A 5,388-nucleotide genomic window follows, 5' to 3' on the forward strand; every position below is an offset into this window, starting at 1 on the left:
GGGCTGAACTGTCCGTCGCGGTGGACTCGGTGAAGGGGTCGGGGCCCGCCTTGTCCGCGGCCTGCAGGAAGACTTCTCCGCTCTGTCCGGTGCCGCCGTCCGAGCCGCCGCCGCGGGAGAGGACGACGGCGACGATGACCGCGGCCACGACCACGGCGGTGAGCGCCGCGATGCGGGGCGCCGACCGCCACCACGGGCGGTGGGGTTCGGGGCCGCCGCCCGGCGTGGGCGCTCCGCGGCCGGACGGGGGCTGCGAGGGCGGACCGGACGGCGGCTGGGAGGGGCCGGACAGGGGACCCGACGGCGGTCCTGTGGGCCGGTCGGACGACGGAGGTTCGACGCTCACGAAGCCTTCTTCCAGTTCGCCGTATTTGCCACCTTCTACGGCATTTCGCAACGCTCCCATTCTGTGGGCCGATCCCGCGCCACCCGCAAGCCGACGCGTACGGCCCTCCCGGCGGGCGCACCGAACGGGCGCTGCTTAGCGTGGGCAGGGTGAGTGCGGCGACCCCCTCCCGTCCGGCCGTGGCCGCCCATGGCTGGGTGCAGGCTCTCGCCGTCGTGCTGGCCGGGCTGCTCGCGATGGGGGTGGTCGCGGCGCTGGGGCTGTGGGCGGCCGGAGCCGGAGAACTCCCCGACAACGCCTTCCCGCGGGTCGTCGCGGCGACGATGGTCACGGCGGTCGGCGGCACGGTCGAGCTGTCGGGGAACGCCGGCGGGCTGGCCGAGTCCGATGCCGGTCTGACCGTGATCCCGTTGTCCGTCACGCTCACCGGCGCGTCCGTGCTCGCCGCCGGTTTCCTGTGGCCGCTGCGGCACCGGGCGGTCGCGGGCGCCGGGGAGCTGGCGGGATGGGCCGTGCGGATCGCCGTACTGTGGCTGGCCGCGCTGCTGGCGCTGGCCTTCTCCGCCCGGCAGACCTTCTCCCTCTCGCTGAGCGACCTCGGGCAGGAGGAGCTCGGCGACCTCGGTGACCTGTTCGGCATCTCGCCCGAGGTCGGCTTCACCACCGACGTCCCGGCGACCGTGTTCTTCGGGCTGCTCTGGCTGGCCGGCGTGCTGGTACTGGCCCTGTTGGTCTCGCGCGGCGCCCCGCTGCCGGGGCGGCTGCTGCGCTTCCAGGAGTCGGTGCGGCCGGCCGCGTACGCCATGGTGCTGCTGTTGCTCGCGTACGTCGGGCTGGGTGTGGTGATCGGCCTGGTCGTCGCGGCGACGCGCGGGCACGCGGCCGAGACGTTCGCGGTGATCCTGCTCGGGATGCCGAACCTGGTGTGGCTCGCCCTGACGATCGGGCTCGGCGCGACCTGGAACGGCCGGGTGGACGGGCCGTTCGGGCTGCCCATGCCGCATGTGCTGGACGAGGTGCTGCGCGGCAAGGAGGTCGCCGAGCTGAACCTGGGCACGCTGGCCGAGCACGACGGGCGGGTGTGGTGGCTGGTCGCCGTGGACGCGGTGCTGTTGCTGGCGGCCGCATTCGTGATGGCACGGCGTTCACCGGCCCGGATGCGGGCCTGGCAGCACTCCGTGCACATGGCGGTCGCGCTGGCCCTCACGGTGCTGATGATCTGCCTCGTCGGCCGGATCTCCGCGCACTACGGCCTGTCGGTGCTCGGCATCGGCGACCTGGGCGGGGACCTGGCCGGCGAGCTGTTCCTGCGGCCCGAGGTGTGGACGGCCCTCGGACTGGCGCTGCTGTGGGGGCTGGTGGCCGGGTTCCTCGGCGGGCTGCTGGCGCAGCGGGTCCGGCACAGGGGCGGGGTCCCGGCGGGGGACGAAGGCTGAACGGGCCGCCGTCCCCCGCGTGTCGGCCGGCCGGCGATCTCGGCTTCGGGCCCGGCTCGGCGTTCAGTGCCGGAAGACCGGCTCCGCCCAGCGAGGCGGCGGCTTCGGCTCGTACCTCGCCGACTCCTTCGCCGGCCCCGCGACGGCGACCCCCCTCGACGGTCCCGGGGTCCCCGGCCCATTCGACCGTCCCGCGTCCGCCGGCTTCTCTCCCACTCCCACGACCCTGAGGTCCACCTCCGTCGGCGCGTGCCCCGCCCCGGTGCCACCGGCCACAGCCGCGCGCAGGTCCGCGACAAAGGCGAGGCACGAGTCCTGACGGTCGTCCGGGCTCTTGGCCAGCGCCGTACCGAAGACGGCGTCGACGGGCGGGGCGAGGTCGGGGCGGGCCTCGGTCAGGGGCGGTGGCTCGTCGTACTGGTGGGCCCACAGCAGGGCCATGTCGTTGTCGCGGCGAAACGGCGGACGGCCCGCCAGGCATTCGTAGACCACGCAGGCGAGGCCGTACACGTCGCAGCGCGCGTCGACCGGCTTGCCGGAGATCTGCTCGGGGGCCACGTAGTCGAGCGTGCCGACGAACTGGCCGACGGTGGTGAAGCCGGTCAGGGACAGCGACTTCTTGGTCAGGCCGAAGTCGGTGAGGTAGACATGCTCGGGGTGGTCACTGTCGGTGCCCCGTGCGACGAGGATGTTGCCGGGCTTCACGTCCCGGTGGACGAGGCTGTGCTCGTGCGCGGCGTCGAGGGCGGAGGCGACCTGGGCGGCGATGCGCAGGGCCGTCCCGGGCGGCAACGGGCCCTGGCGGTCCAGGAGATGGCGCAGGTCGCTGCCGGCGACGTAGCGCATGGCGATGTACAGGACGCCGTCCGTCTCGCCCGCCTCGAAGACGGGCACGATGTGCGGGTGGTCGATCGCGGCGGCGGCCCGGGACTCATGGGTGAAGCGGCGGCGGAAGGTGTCGTTGCGGGCGAGTTCGGGGGCGAGGAGCTTCAGCGCGACGGTGCGTTCCAGGCGCAGGTCCCGTGCGCGGTAGACCACGGCCATGCCGCCCCGGCCGATCTCGCGCTCGATGCGGTAGCCGGCGACCTGGCGGCCGATCAGCTCGGAGGGGCGGCCGGAGAACAGGCTCGTGTCACGGGCCATCGGGCGTCACGACCTGGGTCGAGGCCTGGCCGGGTTCCGCTTCGGCACGGGGCGCGTCGTCCGTCGCGTAGGTGCTCAGCCGCGTGCCGTCCGCGTACACCCATCGCCCGTGCTCGGTGTCGTACAGCCACACGGACTCCCCGTCGACGACGACCCCGACCCGTACGCCGCGCGTGCGGCCGCGGAAGGACTCACCGTCCAGGCCACCGGCCGCCAGGTCCTCCACCGCGGACCGGTAACCGGACAGTGCCCGCTCGGCCCGGGCGAGCAGCGGGCGCGGGTCGGCGGTACGGGCGAGCGGGCCGTCGGCGGTGGGCGGGTCCTGGGGTACGGCGACCAGGAACCGGCCGTCGACCCAGGCCGACCAGCCGTTGGCGCACAGGATGTGCCCCCAGTCGCCGCGCCGCTCGACGAGCTGGACCGGCAGGTAGGCGTCGAGGGGCACGGTGGGCCGGGCGGGGTCGGGTGCCTCCCAGGCGGGCATGCCGTGACGCTCAAGCTGCACGGCGTCCCCGGCCTGGAGCAGCTGTCCTGGCTGGTGCCCTCGCGATGGGCGCTCGGCGCGATGGCCGGGAGACGACGAAGCCGAAGACGACGCAGAGCACGACCAGCATGGCCACGTTGAACAGCCACACCCCGGCCGAGTGCCTGAACAGCGGATCGCCGGTCAGGTCGCCGGGCACGATCCGGGCCAGCCCGACGGTGCCGGCCATCGCGCCGAGCGCCCATCGCGAGGGCACCAGCCAGGACAGCTGCTCCAGGCCGGGGACGCCGTGCAGCTTGAGCAGGGCGCCGCAGAAGACGACCTGGACGATGGCGAGCAGCACGAGCAGCGGCATCGTCACCTCCTCCTTGCGCACCAGCGCGGAGACGACGAGGCCGAGCATCATCGCGGTGAAGGCCAGCAGTGCGACGGCGACGGTGATTTCGACCAGGGGCGGCATCAACACGCCTTCGCCGCCGGGGGCGTTGAGATCGACGCCGAGCAGGGCGACCAGGGTCAGTACGACGGCCTGGAGCACGGTGATCGTGCCCAGGACCACCACCTTGGACATCAGGTACGCCGATCTGGACAGGCCGACCGCGCGCTCGCGCCGGTAGATGACGCGCTCCTTGACGAGTTCGCGCACCGCGTTCGCCGCGCCGGTCAGGACGCCGCCGACACACAGGATCAGCAGCGCGTTCATCGCCGTCTCCTGGGTCAGCCTGCTGCCCGCCAGGGCGCGGGCCATCGCACCCATGACGAACGGCAGGGCGATCATGATGGCCAGGAAGGTGCGGTCGGCGCCGAGTGCGGTGGCGTAGCGGCGGATCAGGGTGCCGAGCTGGGCGGAGCGACCGCGCGGCCGGGGCGGCCGGCTGACGACGACCGGGTCGGTGCGGGACTGCCGGGGCTGTGCGGTCGCGTCGGCGATGTACTGCTGCTGGAAGAGCGAGGTCCGGTAGTCGCCCGCCCAGTCCCGGTCCTGGTCGTGCTCGAACGCCTCGAAGGCCTCCGGCCAGTGCTCGAAGCCGAAGTAGGGCAGTGCCTCCTCGGGCGGTCCGTAGTAGGCGATGCGTCCGCCGGGCGCGAGGACGAGGAGGCGGTCGCAGACGTCGAGGCTGAGCACGCTGTGGGTGACGACGATGACCGTGCGCCCGTCGTCGGCGAGGCCCCGCAGCATGTGCATCACCGAGCGGTCCATGCCGGGGTCGAGCCCGGAGGTCGGCTCGTCGAGGAACAGCAGCGAGGGCTTGGTCAGCAGCTCCAGGGCGACGCTGACGCGCTTGCGCTGTCCGCCCGACAGGCTGTGCACGGGCTGCCCGGCGCGCTGCTCCAGACCCAGCTCGTGGATGACCTCGTCGACCCGGGCCCGGCGTTCGGCCTTGGCGGTGTCCTGGGGGAAGCGCAGCTCGGCGGCGTAGGACAGGGCGCTGCGGACGGTGAGTTGGGCGTGCAGGATGTCGTCCTGCGGGACCAGGCCGATGCGCTGACGCAGCTCGGCGTAGTCGCGGTAGAGGTCGCGGCCGTCGTAGAGCACGGTGCCGTGGTCGGCGGGGCGCTGTCCGGTGAGGGCGCCCAGGAGCGTGGACTTGCCTGCGCCGCTCGGACCGACGACGGCGAGCAGGCACTTCTCCCCCACCGGGAAGGAGACGTGGTCGAGCAGGGTCTTGCGGCCGCGGTCGACGGTGACCGCGAGGTCCTGCACCTCCAGGGAGATCTCGCCGGTGTCGACGTACTCCTGGAGCTGGTCCCCGACCAGGCAGAACGCCGAGTGGCCGATGCCGACGATGTCGCCGGGGGCGATCGGGGCGCCGGTGACCGGGCCGCCGTTGAGGTAGGTGCCGTTGTGGCTGCCCAGGTCGGCGATCTCGTAGGTGCCGTCGGGCAGGGCTCGCAGCTCGGCGTGGTGGCGGGAGACGACGAGGTCGTCGATGACCAGGTCGTTGTCGGCGGCTCGGCCGATGCGGACGGTGCGGGTG

The 5,388-nt window shown here is 73.4% G+C and carries 4 protein-coding genes and 1 pseudogene; 1 reads left to right on the forward strand and 4 read right to left on the reverse strand.

Features of this window, described 5'->3' with window-relative positions; all coding sequences use genetic code 11:
* Positions 1 to 346, reverse strand: a pseudogene (locus EAO75_RS29025) (hypothetical protein); the annotation flags it as partial.
* Between the two features lie 149 nt (positions 347 to 495).
* Between EAO75_RS29025 and EAO75_RS29030 the strand changes: the two are divergent.
* Positions 496 to 1,782 carry a streptophobe family protein gene (locus EAO75_RS29030; RefSeq protein WP_147997936.1) on the forward strand — a complete coding sequence of 429 codons (1,287 nt, stop codon included), beginning with the start codon at positions 496 to 498 and terminating at the stop codon, positions 1,780 to 1,782.
* A 63-nt stretch (positions 1,783 to 1,845) separates the two neighbouring features.
* Here EAO75_RS29030 and EAO75_RS29035 read toward each other — a convergent pair whose 3' ends face one another.
* The 3 genes from EAO75_RS29035 to EAO75_RS29045 form a co-directional block, all read right to left on the reverse strand.
* The gene (locus tag EAO75_RS29035) at positions 1,846 to 2,925 is read right to left on the reverse strand and encodes a serine/threonine-protein kinase (RefSeq protein WP_147997937.1); all 1,080 of its coding nucleotides are present in this window, start codon (positions 2,923 to 2,925) and stop codon (positions 1,846 to 1,848) included.
* Positions 2,915 to 3,409, reverse strand: a complete 495-nt coding sequence (locus tag EAO75_RS29040; RefSeq protein WP_147997938.1) for a hypothetical protein — start codon at positions 3,407 to 3,409, stop codon at positions 2,915 to 2,917. The genes EAO75_RS29035 and EAO75_RS29040 overlap by 11 nt, the downstream gene beginning before the upstream one ends.
* A gap of 10 nt (positions 3,410 to 3,419) precedes the next feature.
* Positions 3,420 to 5,388, reverse strand: a 1,969-nt coding sequence (locus EAO75_RS29045) for an ATP-binding cassette domain-containing protein (protein ID WP_261989441.1), incomplete at its 5' end; no start/stop codon positions are given.

The sequence above is a fragment of the Streptomyces sp. UW30 genome (genome assembly GCF_008042075.1).
Classification (GTDB): domain Bacteria; phylum Actinomycetota; class Actinomycetes; order Streptomycetales; family Streptomycetaceae; genus Streptomyces.